The sequence below is a fragment of the Filimonas lacunae genome, from assembly GCF_002355595.1.
GTDB classification, from domain to species: domain Bacteria; phylum Bacteroidota; class Bacteroidia; order Chitinophagales; family Chitinophagaceae; genus Filimonas; species Filimonas lacunae.
The window spans coordinates 3,379,118-3,396,533 of sequence record NZ_AP017422.1; the positions used below are offsets into that span (position 1 = coordinate 3,379,118).

At 49.6% G+C, this 17,416-nt stretch carries 16 protein-coding genes; 8 read left to right on the forward strand and 8 right to left on the reverse strand.

The features are described 5' to 3' along the window. Positions 1-12 precede the first annotated feature (12 nt). From FLA_RS13490 to FLA_RS13500, 3 genes are all read left to right on the forward strand, one after another. Positions 13-1,575, forward strand: a complete 1,563-nt coding sequence (locus tag FLA_RS13490) for a SusD/RagB family nutrient-binding outer membrane lipoprotein (RefSeq protein WP_076382699.1) — start codon at positions 13-15, stop codon at positions 1,573-1,575. Positions 1,576-1,738: 163 nt separating this feature from the next. After that, the gene (locus tag FLA_RS13495; RefSeq protein WP_231940438.1) at positions 1,739-2,335 is read left to right on the forward strand and encodes a Crp/Fnr family transcriptional regulator; all 597 of its coding nucleotides are present in this window, start codon (positions 1,739-1,741) and stop codon (positions 2,333-2,335) included. Positions 2,336-2,423: 88 nt separating this feature from the next. Beyond that, positions 2,424-3,218, forward strand: coding sequence for an alpha/beta fold hydrolase (locus FLA_RS13500; protein WP_076382698.1), 795 nt, complete (start codon positions 2,424-2,426; stop codon positions 3,216-3,218). A gap of 219 nt (positions 3,219-3,437) precedes the next feature. On the opposite strand, the gene FLA_RS13505 is transcribed toward FLA_RS13500, so the two are convergent. Further along, positions 3,438-3,833 (reverse strand): DoxX family protein, encoded by a 396-nt coding sequence (locus FLA_RS13505; protein WP_076382697.1) that lies wholly within the window; start codon positions 3,831-3,833, stop codon positions 3,438-3,440. Between the two features lie 6 nt (positions 3,834-3,839). On the opposite strand from FLA_RS13505, the gene FLA_RS13510 reads away from it, so the two are divergent. Next, on the forward strand, positions 3,840-4,277 hold the full coding sequence (locus tag FLA_RS13510) for a winged helix-turn-helix transcriptional regulator (protein WP_231940439.1): 438 nt from the start codon (positions 3,840-3,842) through the stop codon (positions 4,275-4,277). 34 nt (positions 4,278-4,311) lie between these two features. Here the strand turns inward: FLA_RS13510 and FLA_RS31840 are convergent, their stop codons facing one another. The 7 genes from FLA_RS31840 to FLA_RS13545 all read right to left on the reverse strand — a co-directional run bounded on the left by FLA_RS31840 (position 4,312) and on the right by FLA_RS13545 (position 11,705). Beyond that, positions 4,312-4,689 (reverse strand): VOC family protein, encoded by a 378-nt coding sequence (locus tag FLA_RS31840; RefSeq protein WP_076382695.1) that lies wholly within the window; start codon positions 4,687-4,689, stop codon positions 4,312-4,314. Between the two features lie 71 nt (positions 4,690-4,760). Beyond that, positions 4,761-5,645 carry an AraC family transcriptional regulator gene (locus tag FLA_RS13520; RefSeq protein WP_076382694.1) on the reverse strand — a complete coding sequence of 295 codons (885 nt, stop codon included), beginning with the start codon at positions 5,643-5,645 and terminating at the stop codon, positions 4,761-4,763. Between the two features lie 212 nt (positions 5,646-5,857). Continuing rightward, complete coding sequence (locus FLA_RS13525) at positions 5,858-7,138, reverse strand: mandelate racemase/muconate lactonizing enzyme family protein (protein WP_076382693.1); 1,281 nt, start codon at positions 7,136-7,138, stop codon at positions 5,858-5,860. Positions 7,139-7,176: 38 nt separating this feature from the next. Then, on the reverse strand, positions 7,177-8,121 hold the full coding sequence (locus tag FLA_RS13530) for an RraA family protein (RefSeq protein WP_084206556.1): 945 nt from the start codon (positions 8,119-8,121) through the stop codon (positions 7,177-7,179). Beyond that, complete coding sequence (locus FLA_RS13535; protein WP_076382692.1) at positions 8,075-9,238, reverse strand: bile acid:sodium symporter family protein; 1,164 nt, start codon at positions 9,236-9,238, stop codon at positions 8,075-8,077. The genes FLA_RS13530 and FLA_RS13535 overlap by 47 nt, the downstream gene beginning before the upstream one ends. 43 nt (positions 9,239-9,281) lie before the next feature. Next, positions 9,282-10,808 carry a gluconokinase gene (locus FLA_RS13540; protein ID WP_076382691.1) on the reverse strand — a complete coding sequence of 509 codons (1,527 nt, stop codon included), beginning with the start codon at positions 10,806-10,808 and terminating at the stop codon, positions 9,282-9,284. Positions 10,809-10,817: 9 nt separating this feature from the next. After that, positions 10,818-11,705 (reverse strand): helix-turn-helix domain-containing protein, encoded by an 888-nt coding sequence (locus tag FLA_RS13545; RefSeq protein WP_076382690.1) that lies wholly within the window; start codon positions 11,703-11,705, stop codon positions 10,818-10,820. A 143-nt stretch (positions 11,706-11,848) separates the two neighbouring features. Between FLA_RS13545 and FLA_RS13550 the strand changes: the two genes are divergently transcribed. Genes FLA_RS13550 through FLA_RS13565 form a run of 4 tightly spaced genes read left to right on the forward strand, consistent with a single transcriptional unit; the run spans position 11,849 to position 17,365 of the window. After that, positions 11,849-13,432, forward strand: a complete 1,584-nt coding sequence (locus FLA_RS13550; protein WP_076382689.1) for an aldehyde dehydrogenase (NADP(+)) — start codon at positions 11,849-11,851, stop codon at positions 13,430-13,432. 11 nt (positions 13,433-13,443) lie between these two features. Continuing rightward, positions 13,444-15,162, forward strand: coding sequence for an IlvD/Edd family dehydratase (locus FLA_RS13555; protein WP_076382688.1), 1,719 nt, complete (start codon positions 13,444-13,446; stop codon positions 15,160-15,162). A gap of 34 nt (positions 15,163-15,196) precedes the next feature. Next, positions 15,197-16,033, forward strand: a complete 837-nt coding sequence (locus FLA_RS13560) for a fumarylacetoacetate hydrolase family protein (protein WP_076382687.1) — start codon at positions 15,197-15,199, stop codon at positions 16,031-16,033. Between the two features lie 15 nt (positions 16,034-16,048). Then, positions 16,049-17,365, forward strand: a complete 1,317-nt coding sequence (locus FLA_RS13565; RefSeq protein ID WP_076382686.1) for a GntP family permease — start codon at positions 16,049-16,051, stop codon at positions 17,363-17,365. The last annotated feature ends 51 nt before the right edge of the window (positions 17,366-17,416 follow it).

Genomic DNA, 17,416 nt, shown 5'->3' on the forward strand with positions numbered 1-17,416 from the left:
AATTGTGTATGCATGAAAAAATTGAATCGATTAATAGCGCTACTGCCAGCCATTTGTTTGCTGCACACAGGCTGCGATAAAGACTTTGGCCAAATCAATACCAATCCCTACGGCTTAACCAGCACCAACCCCGCGCTGCTTTTCACCAATGCGCAGCGGCTTACCAGTCCGGGTTCGTGGGAAGGTGATCAAACCATTGTGCAGCAGTTTGTAAATGCCTATAATACCGGGGCCACCTCGGGCTTTAACCTGAATGATGATAACAACACGTTCAATGTTACCCGCTGGAATGATAACTATCCCAACCCCATTAAGATGCTGGAGCAGGTAACTGCACTGGTAAAAGGGGATGCCGCCCGTACCAACCTGGCTAATATGACGGTAATATGGAAAAACTATGTGTATATGACCCTGGTAGATACCTATGGGGATATACCCTATAGCCAGGCAGGTAAAGCCTACCTGGAAGCCAACTTTTATCCGGCATATGACAAGGATGAAGACATCTATGCCGGGCTGTATACGAATATAAAAGCGGCGATAGCAGCGCTTAATCCCAGCGGCGACCTGGTAATAGAAGACCTGCTGTATGGCAAAGCCGGCAGTGCCGCTGCACAGGTAGATAAGTGGAAAAGGCTGGGCAATAGTTTATTGCTGCGCATAGGCATGCGTTATTCCAAAATAGACCAGAACAAAGCCAAAATCATTGTACAGGAAGCGTTTAATGCAGGTGTAATGCAAAGCAACAGTGATAATGCGTTCATTACCTACACCTCGGTGTATGTAAACCCCATTAACACCAACCCACGTACGCTGAATCCTTATTTCTATTACCTGGCAGAGCCGTTTATCAATCAGTTGAAAACCACGCACGATCCCCGTTTAAAATACATATCCGGTAAATACACCGATCCTAACCAGGTACTGGCTTTAACACCGGATACCACTACTGCCAACCAGTTTGGTTTTCCTGTAGGGTACGATCAGTTAACGGTGGGAAACTATCCTGGCTACAGAGGCGCGGCAGGCACCGGACAAAACTATTCGCAACTCAACTTCCTGGTGCTGGGCAGCGCTACTGCACCTAACTTCTTTGTAAGCTATGCACAAACCCAGTTGCTGCTGGCCGAAGCCGCTTATCGTGGCTGGCTTACGGGGCTGTCGGGCGCGCTTACCGCACAACAGTATTACGAAGCAGGTGTAAGGGCGCATATGAACGATTTTGAACGCTACCCTAACACACCGGTACCAGCCGTACCTACTGCTATGCAGGATAGTTACCTGGCGCAACCGGGCGTAGCGTATACCGATGCCAATGCGTTGCAGCAGATCAATACCCAATACTGGATCGCTTCCATCAGTAACGGAGCAGAAGGGTTTGCCAATTTCAGAAGAAGCGGTTACCCGGCGCTGAGTCCTAACAAATACAACAACAACCTGCAAGGTGGCTTTGTAAGGCGCTATCCTTACCCCAACGAGGAATCATCCAAAAACGCCGCCAACTACATTGAAGCGGTTAAAAGCATAGGAGGTCAGGATAATCTTACTACACGTATATTCTGGGATCAGAATTAATAAAGTTGTGTGAAAGAAAAACCCTGGCAGAGGTGCCGGGGTGTGGATTGTCAGAAGCTGGCTCAAAAATAATGAGTCGGCTTCTTTTGGTTTCAGGGGCGATATGCTTTCATCTTCCGAAGCCAGATAACGGGAAAAAAAGGAAAAAGAATACATTTGCTGCATGTCAGATAACATAGATGAAATCGAATTATTAAAGTCGGCACTTGGCGCATCGGGAATGAAGCCGGAAGCATTTGATTTATCAATACCATACTGGAGTATAAAACAATATAAAAAGGGAGAGTTCTACAACGAATACAAAAATGTTTGCAAGCACCTTGGCTTTGTTATTAACGGGGTGTTCAGGATTTACCGGGTAAACAGTGAAACGGGAGAAGAGAAGAATATGCTCTTTTTTACCAATCATCAGTTTGTAGCCTCCTATAAAAGCTTTTTAGCTCAAACGGCATGCGACTATTACACAGAAGCGGTGGTTGATTCTACTATATTATATATCCATATAGACCATCTTAATACGCTGTATGAGCAATCGCATCAGTGGGAAAGATTCGGCCGGCTGGTAGCAGAAAAGGCTTTTCATGAAGTAATGGTGAACACGGAAGGCTTTTTATTTAAAACACCGGAAGATCGTTACCGTGAAATGCTGGAAAAGCATCCGGATATTTTCAATGCGGTGCCACTTTATCATATTGCCTCTTATTTAGGTATACAGGGCCCATCGCTAAGCCGTATCCGCAAACGTATGGTTGGCAAATAACGTTTTTGATTTTAACCCAGGTTAAATTTATCCCCATGGCATAGTGCGAGGTTTGTGATGTCCTAAAAAACAATAGGCAACCAACATCATGAAAAAAGTAATATTCATTCTGGCCATGACCGTATCCGCTTTTACTACCCAGGCTCAGAAAGTAGTCAGCAAACACTCCAAAACCATTGTACTTGTTCACGGAGCATGGTCAGATTCTTCTTCCTGGAATGCCGTAACCCCCATCTTAAGGGCGCAGGGTGAAGAGGTAATTAATATTAACCTGGCAGGTCACGGAAAAGATACCACTGCATTTGCCGGTATTTCCTTTCAAACCTATGTTAACCAGGTAAAGGCAGCCATCGGCAACCGCACAGCCGTTGTTCTGGCAGGCCACAGTTTTGCGGGGCTGGTAATAAGCCAGGTAGCTGAAGAAATACCTTCCCAGGTAAAAGAACTGGTTTTTCTGGCAGCAGCGCTTCCCAACGACGGAGCCAGTCTTTTATCCCTTGCCAAACAGGATCCTGCCTCTCATATAGGCAAGGCGCTTACCATTGACAAGGAGCATGGTGCAGCCATTGTTACCAAAGAGGCCGCCGCAGACATCTTTGCTGCCGATGCGCCACAGCAGGTACAGGAATACATCGCAGCCAACCTGAAACCAGAGCCGCTGGCCCCTCTTGCCACACCGGTTCACCTCACCGATAAAAATTTCGGCAGCATCAGAAAAGTGTATATACACACTGTGAATGACAATGCCATCAGTTATGCAGCACAACAGTACATGGCAAAAGCAGGTAAAGTGGCTAAAGTATACAGCCTGCCATCCAGCCATACGCCCTTTATTTCTATGCCGGATAAACTGGCTGCTATTCTGATTACAGAAAGCAAATAACCAAGCGTCTCCTGAAAGAGCTTTTAAAGTAAGTTGCCTCAAAAAGAAGTGGTCTCAGGTTTTGGGTTCACTTCAAAATGAGGCAGCTTCTTCTTTTTCATAAAGGCTTAATTTTTACAAAGGAATAGCGAATAAGTCCGGATACAAAAGATGGCCACCTATGAGTAATAATGAATATGGAAGGCAGTATTATTTAGATATTTCAGACTGCCTCCTCCATCATTTCTTGTTAAATGATCCTTTACCTCTACCCCACACAACGAATACGGCAAGAAGCAGTATGAAAATATTAACACCAATGTCATGTCCTTCACCGCGTGAAATATGAAATACAATTGCAGCTGTCATTAATGCAATAATTCCATAAGCGGCAAAAATTGTCAGTTTAGGCCGGATGTTAAGTGCAGCTGGCAATAGAATGCCAACTCCGGCCAACACATCAATAATGCCTGTTAGTAAAACGAGGGCGGGGTTGTCTTTTACCCAGGGAAATGGCAGACTTTCGGGTTTAAATATTTTCGTTGCCCCCGCCCACATAAAAGTTACAGCTAATAATCCTTGCGCTACCCAAATCATCAGATTTATCGCTTTTGACGATCCTTGTTGTGTACTCATCACTTCGTGTTTATAGCGCAAAGTATTTATATTCGCTATCCGATTGATAGTACTTTCCATCCGGAAAGCACTATCCAAAATGGAAGTGACGTAAAAAAGAAAGAGATGCTGTCAAATGCCGGGTGTCCAAAAACAATGCTTTCCATCAAAGATGCGCTTGATGCTGTAGAAGGAAGATGGAAGCTGCTTATTTTATTTGCCCTGGCCGAAAAGCCGAAAAGATTCAGTCAGATCGCAAAAGAAGTCCATGGAATCACAGATAAAACCCTGTCAAAAGAGCTGAAAAGTCTTGAAGTAAATAAACTTATCCGCAGAACTGTTCTCGATACTTTCCCTTCAACAATTGAGTATGCAATAACGCCACACGGATTGTCTCTTGAAAAAGTACTGGATGAACTCCATTTCTGGGGTTTGGCTCATCGCAAAGAAGTGATCGGTAAATGACCTAACCCATCACTCAGCAAATGAATCTGTTTCATTACTCCGCAGGCTCCCACAATTGAATCTTATTACCTTCAACATCCAGGATATGTACAAATTTGCCATAGTCAAAGGATGATATCTCGTCCACAATCACCACATTTTCCTTCCTGAGTTCAGCCACCAGCGCCTCAAGGTTCTGCACCCGGTAGTTGATCATGAAATCTTTTCCGGATGGTGCAAAATATTTCGTGTCTTCGGGAAAAGGGTTCCACTGGGTTAATCCTTTCTTCGTAACATCTTCAGCGTCTGTCCATGAAAAGGTGGTGCCGTAGGGGGTGGTATCGAAACCCAGGTGCGCTTTATACCATTCATTTACAGCTTTCGGGTCTTTACACTTAAAGAAAATGCCGCCAATTCCAGTTACTTTTTTCATTTTATATCATTTTTATTTTCACCAATTGTACTGCAGGCATCGACCGATAAATGCAATGCGGTCACAAACATTTAATTGGTTAAAGCTTTGATGGGTATCATAATGTCCAGGTCAAAGTGTTCCCAGTTACAAATGTTTTCCTTATCCAGATACACTTCCATCCCTGGCTGCGCCTCACACTCATAATCACTATTGATCAGCCATTTATCAAACAGATAATGAAAAGCCTCACCTACCAGTTGTAAATCACCGGACAACCGGGTTACGGCATATCTGCATGGTGGTAAAAGGGTGGTACTGACTGGTTCCTCCTCCTGTATTTTCAAATCCGGCGGAAGCGTAATACACACATCATACCTGTATTTCTCTTTGGGCGTTACTTCCGGATCATCTATGGACATGCCGAAGATGGTCTGGGTATCAAATAGGTTCTTTTCTTTCGCCCAAACAACCAAACTTTCAAAGGCCCGCAACACCAGGCCCTGCCTGAACGCATCCGTAACCCTGATATAAGCGATCCTCCTTTCCGGATACCGTCTGATCTCCACCTCAAACTCACGGTCACAATGGTAGGATTGTACCGGGAAAAATTCTTTGCCAATCTTGCCATTTTTAATTTCACCCCCTTTGCGGTAGGCACCCGGAGCAATCTGAAAGTAACCCGTAAAAGCCCGGGTGAGCGTAGCCGCTGAGGAAAAACCACATTCAACAGCAATTGCTGCAATCGGCTTTTTAGAAAAACGTAACAGGCGTGCCGCTTTTTCGCAGCGGGCGCGCCCCACATATTCATTCACTGCTTCACCGGTAACCGCCTTAAAAACCCGGTGAAAATGGAATGGGGAATAACAGGCCACATTCGCCAGATTGTCCAGGGAAACAGGCTCATGCACATGAGCCTGGATGTAATCGATCACTTTATTAATCCGGGCTCTGTAAATGTCATTGGATGTATTCATGTTTATAGGGTAATGAGGTAGCAGAAAGATAAACGAAAATAGAGTAGTAAAACAGGAGCCACTCATTTTCGGGATAGCCGAAGCGTTTCAGGAGAGACATAAAAGAAAATATCCTCTGCCTGCCTCTTCAGGTGACAAAGGATATTTTCAGCAGTCAGGCGGATGAAAAGCCGCCCCATTTATGTATGATTGGTTTCTTTCTGTTTCCTGGACTATTCAAAAAAAGGCACACCGGGCACCGCGTACTTCTTCATCGCAGCTTCATTGATCTCTACGCCTATCCCCGGCTTTTCGCTCACGGTAATAAAGCTGTCTTTCACCCATTCCCCATCGTACTGCACAATCTCTTTAAACATAGGGTCTGTATGAAAATAGCTCTGCCATTCCAGTATCAGAAAATTGGGTACTGAAGCACATACATGGCAGGAGGCCATACAGCCCAGGAAGGAAGCCACCATGTGCGGTGCAAACGGTGTATAGTAGAGGTTGGCCAGGTTGGCAATACGCTGCCCCTCTCCCAGCCCCCCGCACTTCTGCAAATCGGGCATTACAATATCCACCCCGCCTATTTCCAGCAAACGGCGGAAGCCGTAGGCCAGGTACAGGTTTTCACCGGCGGCAATGGGTGTGCTGGTGGCTTCGGTAATGAGTTTATAGGCTTCTATGTTTTCGGCGGGTATGGGCTCTTCCAGCCATAGCAGGTTTAAGGGTTCCAGCCGTTTACTGATGGCCTGGCCGGTTACGGCATCGTACCGGCCATGCATATCTACCAGTATATCTGTTTTGGGGCCTACGGCTTCGCGCACGGCAGCTATCTGCTCGTACATACGCTGCAGCTCGCCGGGGCTGGCCGTCCAGTTATACATATCGTATTTATTGGGGTCGTTAAACTGATCCAGATCAAACTTAATGGCGTTAAAGCCCATGCCCTTTGCTTTCATCGCCGCCTCCGCAAAATCCTTTGGCTGGGGCAGGTTGCGCTGGTACAGGGCCGTATCGCAGTACACCCGTATTTTATCGCGAAACTTACCACCCAGTAACTGATACACCGGCACGTGCAGCGCCTTGCCCGCCAGATCCCACAGCGCGGTTTCTATGGCAGAAAGTACGGCTACATACATTCCCGCCTGTGCGCCCTGGAAAAAGCCTGATTTGCGGATGTTTTCAAACAGGCGGTATACGTTCAGCGGGTTCTGGTTCTTTAACCGCTGGCCAAAGTTCTTTACCAGGTGATAGGTACCGGGCACGGCATCTACGCCTTCGCCACATCCCCATATATCCTGGTTGGTGTAAATTTTTACAAACAGGCTGCCTTTGATATAACCGCATTTTACATCGGTGATCTTTAAATCGGATGGTGCGGAGTTTTTGGGTGTTTCGCCCACTGCTTTTTCATAGCTGCTGCCAAAGCTGCTGAACGATGCCAGCGGCGCCATAGCGGTGGCCAGCGCGGCTTTGGAAAGAAAAGATCTTCGTGAATGACTGTTGCTCATATGGAAGTTTTTAAATGTAGAAGTATAACGGGTGGTGTTTACCAGGTGCGGTCTTTCAGAAACTGCTGTATGGTAGCTTTCGGCACAGGCAGTTCGCTGATATGGTCGTTGATCCAGCGGGAGAAATCTTTTTCTATCTCCTCTGTCCACCGCGTATCAATTTGCCCGGCGGTGTACTTGCCTTCGCGCAGGCGCTGGTGGCCAAACATATCGCGCAGACGTACTATTTCAGAGGTGGTGCATACCTTCTCAGCCAGGTGCGGTGGTATAAACACCACTACGCCCAGTTTACCCAGCACTACATCACCCGGCATTACGGTTACGGTGCGTATGCGCGTGGGGCGGTTAATAGCCGTGATCATGGTGTTGAGATCGCCGGGGGGATTGTGATACGAGGGGTCGTAACTGGTGTAAAAAGCGGTAAAGCCGGGTATCTCTTTCAGTCCTTCTATATCGCGCAGCGCACCATCGTATACAATGCCGTTGCCACTACGTGCGTAAATGGCATTGCCTACGTTATCGCCAATGGTAGGCCCGTTGCGGTGCGCGCCAAACTGGTCGGCTACATACACATCGCCCTTTACCAGCAGGTCTACCGGCCAGGTGTTCTGCCCGCGTTTGCCCTGTTGTTTGCCCAGGCTGTCTATGGCCTTCCATACATCGGGGCGTGCAGGCATAAAGGTGGCGGTAACAGCACGGCCCACCAACACACTATCCGGCTGCAGCACCTGCCAGCTTTCGGCTACCTGGTAGCCATACCCGGCATTCTTGAGCACCGCCCAGGCTTCTTCCACACTTACCTGCTTCATGCGTTGCAGCAGCGTGTCCGATACGCGGGGTCGTCCATCGGCAAAGCGGGTGCCTTTCCATTCGGGAGTTAAGGCTACTAATTCACTGCGGGTAATCTGCACTTCCTGTGCAGCCGCTTGGCAACAGCTAACCGTTATAGCCACCAGGGTTAGCCGCAGAAGGTTCCTGTTCATGGTTGTTATTATTGGATGGTGAATGATCGTGTTCTTCAGGCAGGTGGTGATGCCACCAGCTGGCCAGTGCCGAGCCGGTGACATTCATCATAGAGCTGAATATGGCGGGTGCCAGGCCTACGGTAGCCATCTTGCCCATGTTCAGGGCCAGACCCGAAGCCAGTCCGCCGTTTTGCATACCTATTTCAATAGAAATGGTACGGCAATCTTTTTCTGCAAAGCCCAGCAACCGCGATAGCCAGTAGCCTATAAAAAAGCCGCCTGCATTGTGCATCAACACAGCCAGCAACAGCAGCGCTCCTACCTGTAGCAGATGATCGCGCCCGGCAGCAATGAATATGATAATGATGAACATAATGCCCGCCATAGACACAAAAGGCATAGCTTTATCCAGCCACGGAAAGCGGCCGTACAGAAAGTAGTTAAACAGCAGGCCGGCAGCAATAGGCAACAGCACTATCTTCGCTATATCCCACAGCATGGCCCAGAAATGCACTTCAATGTAAGTGCCACCCAGCAGCTTCATTAACAGCGGCGTTAACACCGGTGCCAGTAAGGTGGATAAGGCGGTAATACATACCGACAGTGCCAGGTTGGCTTTGGCCAGGTAGGCCATTACGTTGGATGCCAGCCCGCTGGGCGAACAGCCGATAAGGATAATACCCGCCGCTACTTCGCCCGGGAAATGGAACAGGTGCGCAATACCAAAACCCAGGAAAGGCATAATGGTAAAATGCCCTACCATACCCACCACTACTTTTTTGGGCGATTGCAATACCTCGGAAAAATCGTTAAGGCTTAATTCCGTTCCCATACCAAACATAATCAGCTGCAACAGCGGAATGGTAAGGCTGGATAAGCGAAAGCTGCCCACATGCACAAAATACCGGGGATAATACAACGCCATGCACACGGCAGCCAGTATGGTAATGGTATAGGAAAAGCCCCGCAGCAAAGGGTGGCCCCGCACGGCCAATGCAGTACACAATAAAGCCAGCACCAGGCACCAGCCTGCCATAACATGTAACTGGCGCAGGGTAAGAAACAGGTACAGGCAGGCGCAGGCAATAGCCGCCACCAACCCGCCCGTGTAAAGCGGTTTGTGGTTCAATGACATAGCAATCCATTTATAAGAGGAAGAAAAAGGCAGCTATTACCGGCTATTGCGTTCGGTGGGCCTGCAATTCTGCAATGCGCGCAAATTCATCGCTGAGTTTATAGCTGAGCCTTTCAAAAATATCATAATACTTCATATAGGTTTGGTGGTGTAATTCCTGTGGCCAGTAGGTTTTATCTATCTCTACCTGTGCTGCTGCTTCATCCAGTGTGCGATAGATGCCCATTTCGGTAGCCGCCAGCAAAAACGCGCCTACACTTACGCTGTTGTTGTGTTTGGTAACATACACAGGCACGTTGTACATATCGGCAATCATCTGCGAGCAAAACGGGATGGTAGCAAAGCTGCCGTTAACAGACAGGCCTTTAATATCCCGGTGTTCCATCAGCAGGCGGCCAATGCTGTATATCTCATATAAAATACCTTCAATGGTAGCGCGTATAAAATGTTGTTTTTCGTGTTGAATGTTGATGCCAAAGAAACAGCCCCGCGCATCGGGATTCCAGATAGGCGCACGCTCGCCCAGCAGGTAAGGCAAAAACAACAGGCCTTCCGATCCGGGTGGCACTTTGGTGGCTTCTTCCAGCAAAGTGGTCAGGCAGGTTTCCATATCATAGGCACCGGTGCTATCACCAAACTGTTTCACAAACCATTCAAATATGCCGCTGCCGCTATTGCTGGGGCCGCCGCTGATAAAACAGTTATCGGTAAGCAGGTAGTTAAACACACGTTTTTTTTCATCCTGTAATATGTGGTTGCCTGCGATGCGCACGGCGCTGCTGTCTTCAATGGTAATGGTAGCTTTATCACTGTTCCAGATGCCTGCACCCAGTGTGGCCATGCAACCATCGCTGCTACCTACCAGTATGCGGGTATCATCTGTTATTCCCAGTGAATTCTGATAGGCTTTTTTCAGGTTGCCCGCACCGGCAAACACGCTCACCAGCTGCGGCAGTTGGTCACGGCTAATGCCGGCATATTGCAGCGCCTCTTCGGCCCAGTCTGCCGTGCGAATGTCCATCATACCCGTGGCGCAGGCAAGGCTGTAATCGATCAGGTAAGCGCCGGTAAGCTGGTAAATGACGTACGATTTTACCGATAGAAATTTGCCGGCCCGTTGAAACTTATCCGGCTCGTTATGCCGCAGCCAGGCTATCTTCAGCAAAGGCGACATCGGATGCAAAGGGGTACCCGTGCTGGCATACAGGGTATCGGCCAGCGGCGAAGCATTGATTTCCCGGGCCTCTTTTTTAGCACGGTTATCTGCCCAGGTTAGCGCATTACCCAGCGGCACTCCGTTTTTATCCACCACCAGCAGGCTGTGCATCGATGAGCTGAAACAAATAGAAGCCACGGTATATTTCCGGGCATGTATCACCTCATTCAGCAGGTTCTTCAGCACATACAGCATGGTAATAAATATCTGTTCCGGATCCTGCTCGCTGTAATCCGTTTGCGAGTAAAAGGTGGGGTAAAAACCTTTCATACTCCCTATTACGGAACCGTTCAGGTCAAAGGCAAAAATCCGTACCGCATTGGTGCCCAGTTCTATGGTAATAATGCACTTCATATTCTACATTTACTCGGTATACGTATTGTTTTTTCTAAACTCGCCGGGAGTGTAACCGGTAAGCTTTTTAAAAGTGGTAGAGAAATGCTGGGAAGAGTAGAAACCCGTGTCCAGCGCAATATCCGTAATACTGATATCCCTGCGCTTTAGCAGCCGGGTAGCTTCCGATATGCGGATATTGATGAGGTAGTTAATGGGTGTAAAACCCGTAAACCCTTTTACTTTTTCGGTAAACAGCGTGGTGCCCATACCGGCTATAGCGGCCATTTCTTCCACCGTCCACTGGTGCGACAAATCTTTACGCAACGCATCTTCCAGTTTCATAAATATGCTGCTGAAATCGCGGGCGGGCAGGCATTGCCGTGTCAGCTGCCGGGTAATGGCAATGATCAGTTCATCTATCAGCTGGTTCACGCGTGTTACATACGCCAGTTCCAGGTGGTGTATTTCGTAAAACAGGCTGGTCAATATACGCCCTGCATCGCTCATGCGCGATAGCACGGAAGTACTCTTCAGGTGCAGCAGCTTGCCAATAGCCGCACATTCTGCCTGGCCCAGGCCACTCCATACCCCTGGCACCAGCTCGCCCTGTTTCAGCGGTTTTATATTCAGTTCCAGGCAATAAATGCTGCCCAGTTCCAGTAATCCTTTCTCATTGCCAATGGTTTCGCCGGGCAATACCAAAACGGTATCGCCGGGGAACAGGAAATAATGCACCCCGTTCACCCACCATTCAAACTTTCCCTCTTGTATAAAATAAATACACAGGCCTTTGGCTACCTGTTGCGGAAAGGACTGCAGTTGTATGGCGGTGTTCTTTTTTGCATATATCTCCAGGATGTGCGGAAATGCGTCCAACTTGCCGGCAGCGCCCTGCTGGTAGTGAAACTGATACATCTGGCAGGCAATTTTTATTACCACCTAAAGAAAGGCAAAAATTATTAACTCACTGTATAAAATGCTACACCGGTTTTTTTTGGTAGTTTCAGGGAGGGGATGTTAATACCTTGCTCCGGGTAACAGTTAAACTACCTTACATAATGCGGGAAGAAAAACACATTATCGGCTACGGAGAATCAGGAAACAGTAAAGAAGTATTTTATTCTATTAACCCTTCGGGAAAAGAAAACAGCGCCGTTTACTTTCACCAGGCAACAGCCGAAGAAGTAAACCAGGCGGTGCAGCAGGCCAGTTCTTCTTTTGCACTGTACCGCAAAATACCTGCGGCCCGTAAAGCCGCTTTTTTAAACGCCATAGCAGCAGAACTGGAAAACTGCGGCGATGCACTCATTACCACCTGCATGCAGGAAACCGCCCTGCCCCGCGCAAGGCTGGAAGGGGAACGCGCACGCACCACCGGGCAGCTGCGTATGTTTGCCACACTGGTGGCAGAAGGCTCGTGGGTAGATGCGCGTATTGAAACGGCACTGCCCGACAGGAAGCCATTGCCCAAACCCGACATGCGTTATATGAATATACCACTCGGCCCCGTGGCTGTATTTGGAGCCAGCAATTTCCCCCTCGCATTTTCGGTGGCCGGTGGCGATACCGCATCGGCACTGGCTGCCGGGTGTACCGTAGTAGTAAAGGCACACCCCGCACACCCCGCAACCTCTGCCCTTGCCGGCAAAGCCATACAGCGCGCTGCGCAAAGCACAGGCATGCCGGATGGCGTGTTCTCCCTGTTGTTTGATAGTGGCACGCAAACCGGCGCACAGCTGGTTACGCACCCGCTGATAAAAGCAGTAGCTTTTACCGGATCGTACCGAGGCGGTAAAGCCCTGTATGATATGGCCGTGCGCCGGCCGGAGCCTATACCCGTGTTTGCAGAAATGGGCAGCACCAACCCCGTGTTTGTATTGCCCGAAGCCGCACAGCAAAAAGGGGCCACTATTGCAGAAGCCTATAGCGCTTCGGTAGCTATGGGTGTAGGGCAGTTTTGTACCAGTCCCGGTATGTTGTTCTACCCCCAGCAGGCGGCTGACTTTAACGGGCAGTTAAGTAATGTTTTTTCCAATATTACCGGCGGCGTTATGCTGGCTGCCTATATGTATCATGCCTACCAGGCAGGTGTGGAAGAAAGGCTGGCGCTGCCTGCCGTTGCCACCCTGGCCAGTGGTAAAGCACCCGATACCACCGATACCCATGTAGTTACACCGGTGCTGATGACCACCCATAGCGATGAACTGATCACACAACCCTTACTGCGGGAAGAAATATTTGGCCCGGCTTCTATAGCCGTACCTGTAACCACCCGCGAAGCCATGCTGGCACTGGCCCATAGCCTGCCCGGTCAGCTGACCGCTACTGTACACGGCACCGCAGAAGAACTGCCTGCGTGGCAGGAGCTGCTGGATATACTGGAACAGAAAGCAGGCCGTGTGGTCATCAACGGTTTTCCCACAGGTGTAGAACCTGTAAGCGCCATGGTGCATGGCGGCCCCTTCCCCGCAACAACCAACAGCAGCAGCACCTCAGTAGGTACCGCCGCCATATACCGTTTTGTACGGCCTGTATGTTACCAGAACATGCCCGATGCCCTGCTGCCTGCCGAATTGCAGGAAAGCAACCCCATGGGCATTTACAGAATGGTCAACGGCGGCAGAGCCTTTACCCAATTATAATTGTAAACAAGATGAGCAGCAGATTTAGAAGCCAGGACTGGTTTGGACGCAAAGACAAAGACGGTATCATTTACCGCAGCTGGATGAAGAACCAGGGCATGCCTACGGATATGTTCGATGGCAGGCCTGTGATAGGTATATGCAATACTTTCAGCGAGCTTACTCCGTGTAACGCCCACTTCCGCGATCATGCAGAAGCCGTGAAGAAAGGCGTGCTGGAAGCAGGCGGCTTTCCGGTAGAGTTTCCCATCATGAGCCTGGGCGAAACCCTGCTCAAACCCACTGCCATGCTATTTCGCAACCTGGCCAGCATGGACGCAGAGGAAAGCATACGTGGTAACCCGATAGATGGTGTGGTACTGCTGACCGGCTGTGATAAAACCACCCCCTCTACCGTTATGGGCGCTGCCAGTGTGGGACTGCCCACCATTGTAGTACCCGGCGGGCCTATGTTGAACGGCCGTTATAAAGGTCAGCAGATAGGCAGCGGTACGCACGTGTGGAAATTTGATGAGGATATGAAAACCGGCGTCATGACGCAGGAAGAATGTGAATATGCCGAAAGCTGTATGAGCCGCAGCATAGGACATTGTATGACGATGGGCACCGCCAGCACCATGGCCTGCATGGTAGAATCGCTGGGCTTAACCCTCAGCGGCGCGGCTGCCATACCCGCTGCGGACTCCCGCAAAAAAGTAATGGCGCAGCTCAGCGGCAGGCGCATTGTGCAAATGGTAAAGGATAACCTTACCATTGATAAAATACTCACCCGCGAGGCGTTTGAAAACGCGATTATGGTCAACTCCGCCGTAGGTGGTTCTTCCAACTTTGTAATACACCTGATGGCTATTGCCGGTCGTATTGGGGTTGACCTGCACCTGGATGATTTTGACAAACTCGGCAGTAAAATCCCGCTGCTGCTGAACCTCATGCCTTCCGGCAAGTTTTTAATGGAAGACTTCTTTTACGCAGGCGGCCTGCCCGTAATACTGAACGAACTGAAGGAGCTGCTGCACCGCAACATCGTTACCGTAACCGGCCACAACCACCACGATAATATCAAAGGCAGCAGCGAATGTTATAATGCAGACGTGATTGCTTCTATACAACAACCCCTGCAACCCGAAGCCGGTATAGTAGTGGTAAAAGGCAACCTGGCACAGAACGGTGCCGTAATAAAGCCCAGCGCCGCCACTCCTGCCCTGATGCAGCATACCGGCCGCGCCGTGGTGTTTGAAAGCATTGAAGACTATCACGCCCGTATTGACGATCCCCACCTGGATATAGATGAAACCTGCGTGATGGTACTGAAATACGTAGGCCCCGTGGGCTACCCCGGCATGCCCGAAGTAGGCAACATGGCCCTGCCCAAAAAGATACTGGAAAAAGGTATACGCGATATGGTACGCATATCGGATGGCAGAATGAGCGGCACCGCTTATGGTACCGCTGTATTGCATGTATCTCCCGAAAGTGCCATTGGCGGCAACCTGGCGCTGGTGCAAAACGGTGATATGATAGAGCTGAACGTAGAAAAACGTTTGCTGCACCTGCACGTAAGCGAAGCCGAGCTGGAACAAAGAAGACAGGCCTGGACAGCGCCACCACCCGCTTCGCGCCGTGGGTATGTAAGTTTATATATCCAGCACGTAATGGGTGCTGATAAAGGGGCCGACCTGGATTTTCTGCAAGGCAGCTCCGGATCGGAAGTCACCCGCGATTCTCATTAACAATAACTGCTAAAACAAAACACACGATTGCCATATGAAGGTTTACAAAACACAGTCCGGCGCACTGCTGGAAGCCGAAGGAAACACATATACCCTACCCGTTACCGACTGGGAAGCTTTTATTAACAACGATGATTTATATAACACCCTTACCAGCCTGCTCGCCAGCGGTAAGGCCACTGCCACACCCCACCCATCCGCATCGGAAACACTGCCCCCCATCGGCCCCCGGCAGGAACTATGGGCCTGCGGTGTTACCTACTGGCGCAGCAAAGTAGGCCGCCAGGAAGAAAGCAAAGCCAGCGGCGGTGGCGACTTTTACGAAAAGGTATACCACGCCGAAAGACCCGAAGTATTTTTTAAAAGCACTCCCTCCCGTGTAGTCGGCCCCGGCCAGCCCGTGCGCATACGTAAAGACAGCACCTGGGATGTACCCGAACCCGAACTGACACTGGTGGTAACCAGCTCCGGCAAAATCATCGGCTACACCATCGGCAACGACATGAGCAGCCGCAGCATAGAAGGCGAAAACCCGCTATACCTGCCCCAGGCCAAAACCTACGATGGCTGCGCCGCGTTAGGTCCCTGCATTTACGTTACCAACCAGCCCCTGCCTGCCCAGGCGTTGATACGCCTTACCATATCCCGCAACGGCGAACAAGCTTTTACCGGCGATGTAGAACTATCGCAAATGAAACGCACCCCGGAAGAGCTGGTTAGCTTTGTATACCGCGAAAGCAGCTTCCCCCACGGCTGCCTGATTATGACAGGCACCGGCATAGTACCCGGCCATGATTTCACCCTGCAAAGCGGCGATGAAATCAGCATTGGCATTGACGGTATCGGAACGCTTACCAACACTGTTGCATAACCTAAACACCACCATATGGAATGGCTTGTTATACTGGCCGCAGTAGCCTTGCAGGTATACCTTACCTGGAAAAAACTCGGCCCCTTTTTATCCTTGCTTATCGTGGCCCTACTTTCCGGCCTATGCCTGGGCATGCACCCGGAGCAACTGATCCGCTCCATAGAAAGAGGTGTAGGCAACACCCTCAGCGGCCTGGCCCTGGTTATTTGCCTGGGCGCCGCCCTGGGTAAAATACTGGAAGCAGGCGGGGCTGTAACACGCATTACCACTACCCTTATCGGCGCTTTTGGTGAGCGTAATATTCAGTGGGTGCTGTTGCTTACCGGCTTTCTTATCGGCATACCACTGTATTATAACGCCGGGTTTATGATATTGGTGCCGCTGGTGTTTTCCGTGGCCTACCGCGCTAAGCTGCCGCTGCTGTATGTGGCTATGCCCATGGCCGCTGCACTTTCTACCACCCATTGCTTTTTGCCGCCCCACCCCAGCCCGGTGTTTCTGATAAACGCCTTCCATGCGAACATGGGTAAAACACTGGTGTATGGGTTGATGATTACCGTACCGGTGGTAATTGTTGCAGGGCCATTGCTGGGGCGATTGTTGAAGAACGTGCAGGTGAAAACGGAATCTGTTTTTTTGTCGAAGGATGATGATCCGGAAAAGCCATTGCCGGGTACTTTGCCTAGTTTTTTGATTGGGTTGTTGCCTGTAGGGTTGATTACCGCGAAACTGCTGGCGGATCATCTTCTAGGTGATTATCTTTTGAGGACGATATTGGACTTTACTGGGGATGCTACTATTGCTTTGTTGATCTCTGTACTGCTGGCTATTGCTTACTTTGGTAAAGCTGCCGGCCAGCCTTTGGCTGCTACCGTGAAATGGGTAAATGAAGCCATTGGGGGCATTGCTGTGATATTGTTTATTATCTGCGCCGGTGGAGTGTTTAAGCAGGTGTTGCAGGATAGTGGTACGGATAAGCATATTGCTGCGCTGTGTGCCCAGTGGCAAATGCCGCCGTTGTTGTTTGGGTGGTTGATTACTGCCATACTGCGGGTGGCTATTGGGTCGGCTACCGTGGCGGGGATTACTGCTGCGGGTGTGGTGGCGCCGTTAGTAGCTTCCGGGGTGGCTTCTCCAGAGTTGATGGTGTTGGCGGTGGGTACGGGTAGTGTGTTTGGGTCGCATGTGAATGATTCGGGGTTTTGGATGTTTAAGGAGTTTTTTAATTTGAGTTTGAAGCAGACGTTTTTATCGTGGACGGTGATGGAGACAGCGATTTCGGTGTTGGGGTTGATTGGGGTGCTGGTGTTGGAGGTGGTGGTGGGTGTTTAGGTGTAATACCCTATAGATACTAACCATACATTCAAGTGATTTTGTTCTCAA

What these genes read in the sequence shown, in the direction of transcription:
- FLA_RS13490 (WP_076382699.1), top strand. Translation starts at nt 13, where the DNA reads ATGAAAAAATTGAATCGATTAATAGCGCTACTGCCAGCCATTTGTTTG.
- FLA_RS13495 (WP_231940438.1), top strand. Translation starts at nt 1,739, where the DNA reads ATGTCAGATAACATAGATGAAATCGAATTATTAAAGTCGGCACTTGGC.
- FLA_RS13500 (WP_076382698.1), top strand. Translation starts at nt 2,424, where the DNA reads ATGAAAAAAGTAATATTCATTCTGGCCATGACCGTATCCGCTTTTACT.
- FLA_RS13505 (WP_076382697.1), bottom strand. Translation starts at nt 3,833, where the DNA reads ATGAGTACACAACAAGGATCGTCAAAAGCGATAAATCTGATGATTTGG.
- FLA_RS31840 (WP_076382695.1), bottom strand. Translation starts at nt 4,689, where the DNA reads ATGAAAAAAGTAACTGGAATTGGCGGCATTTTCTTTAAGTGTAAAGAC.
- FLA_RS13520 (WP_076382694.1), bottom strand. Translation starts at nt 5,645, where the DNA reads ATGAATACATCCAATGACATTTACAGAGCCCGGATTAATAAAGTGATC.
- FLA_RS13525 (WP_076382693.1), bottom strand. Translation starts at nt 7,138, where the DNA reads ATGAGCAACAGTCATTCACGAAGATCTTTTCTTTCCAAAGCCGCGCTG.
- FLA_RS13530 (WP_084206556.1), bottom strand. Translation starts at nt 8,121, where the DNA reads ATGAACAGGAACCTTCTGCGGCTAACCCTGGTGGCTATAACGGTTAGC.
- FLA_RS13535 (WP_076382692.1), bottom strand. Translation starts at nt 9,238, where the DNA reads ATGTCATTGAACCACAAACCGCTTTACACGGGCGGGTTGGTGGCGGCT.
- FLA_RS13540 (WP_076382691.1), bottom strand. Translation starts at nt 10,808, where the DNA reads ATGAAGTGCATTATTACCATAGAACTGGGCACCAATGCGGTACGGATT.
- FLA_RS13545 (WP_076382690.1), bottom strand. Translation starts at nt 11,705, where the DNA reads ATGTATCAGTTTCACTACCAGCAGGGCGCTGCCGGCAAGTTGGACGCA.
- FLA_RS13550 (WP_076382689.1), top strand. Translation starts at nt 11,849, where the DNA reads ATGCGGGAAGAAAAACACATTATCGGCTACGGAGAATCAGGAAACAGT.
- FLA_RS13555 (WP_076382688.1), top strand. Translation starts at nt 13,444, where the DNA reads ATGAGCAGCAGATTTAGAAGCCAGGACTGGTTTGGACGCAAAGACAAA.
- FLA_RS13560 (WP_076382687.1), top strand. Translation starts at nt 15,197, where the DNA reads ATGAAGGTTTACAAAACACAGTCCGGCGCACTGCTGGAAGCCGAAGGA.
- FLA_RS13565 (WP_076382686.1), top strand. Translation starts at nt 16,049, where the DNA reads ATGGAATGGCTTGTTATACTGGCCGCAGTAGCCTTGCAGGTATACCTT.